The organism is Candidatus Streptomyces philanthi (assembly GCF_059553635.1).
In genome coordinates this window covers 1-1,157 of record NZ_JCANQV010000617.1, presented here as the reverse complement: position 1 = coordinate 1,157, position 1,157 = coordinate 1, and the positions used below count along the sequence as shown (strand labels likewise).

General features: G+C 76.4%; 1 protein-coding gene. It reads right to left on the bottom strand.

Features of this window, described 5'->3' with window-relative positions:
- Nucleotides 1-7 precede the first annotated feature (7 nt).
- On the bottom strand, nt 8-1,157 hold a 1,150-nt coding region (locus AC51EU_RS30665; protein WP_496270356.1), incomplete at its 5' end, for a PQQ-binding-like beta-propeller repeat protein.

Below are 1,157 nucleotides of genomic sequence, written 5' to 3'. Positions count from 1 at the left end.
CCCGCTCTCATGCCCGCCGCGCCGGTCCCGTCCCCCGGGCCGCGTCCAGGGCGTACACGCAGCGGTCCTTGCTGCACGCGTACACCACGCCGCCGACCACCACCGGCGAGCCGGTGATCTCGCCGCCGGTCGCCAGTTTCCAGCGCAGCTGGCCGCCCACGGCGTCCAGGGTGTAGAGGCAGTGGTCGGCGGAGCCGAAGTGGACCCGGCCGTCGGCGACGACGGGCGCGCCGATCACCTCGCCGCCCGCCTGGAAGCGCCAGCGCGGGGTGCCGGTCACCGCGTCGAGGGTGTAGAGCGCCTGGCCGCTGCCGAGGTGGACGGCGCCCCGGGCGACCAGGACCGGCTCGGTGGACTGCCGGGCCTCGGTGGCGATGCGCCAGCGGTCGCGGCCGTCGGCGGCGTCCAGGGCGTAGACCGTGCCGAGGTAGTCGGCGAGGTAGACGCCGCCCCCGGTGACGGCCGGGCCGGGCGCGAAGGCGGGCGGGGAGAGGAAGACCGCGGGCGCCTCGAAGTGCCAGCGGAGGTCGCCCCGGGCGATGTCCAGGGCCAGCACCCGCGCCCCGGCGACCACGTACACCGCGCCGTCCGGCGCCGGCAGCAACCGGACGGGGACGCCGCCGCAGGCCGCCGCGTCACCGACCGGGTACGACCAGCGCTCGGCGCCCGTACGGGCCTCCAGGGCGCGCAACCGGGAGTCGGCGCGGACGAACACCGTGCCGTCGTGGACGACGGGCCCGGTCTCGGCCGTCTCGAAGTCCGTCCGGCAGCCGGAGATCTCCCACAGCAGCTCGCCGTTGGCGGCCTCCCACGCCTGGACGCCACCGCCGCGCGTGGCGGTGACGACGGTGCCGCGGTCGGCGGCCAGGGCGTAGACCCAGCCGTCGGGGGCCAGGCGCCAGCGTTCGCTGCCGTCGTCGGCGTTCAGCGCGTACAGGCCCGATCCGTCGGAGGCGTGAATGCGGCCGCCGCTCACCGCCATCGTCCAGGCGACGTCGCGGGTCTTGAACCTGCGCCGTCCGCTGGTCACGTCGAGGGCGTGGACCTCGAACGAGGTGACGTAGAGGAGCTGGCCCTCGACGACGGGCGTGCCCCACACGTCGTTCGACATCCGGAACCGCCACGGGCGCCAGCGGCCCGGGTCGGAGGCCGGGTCG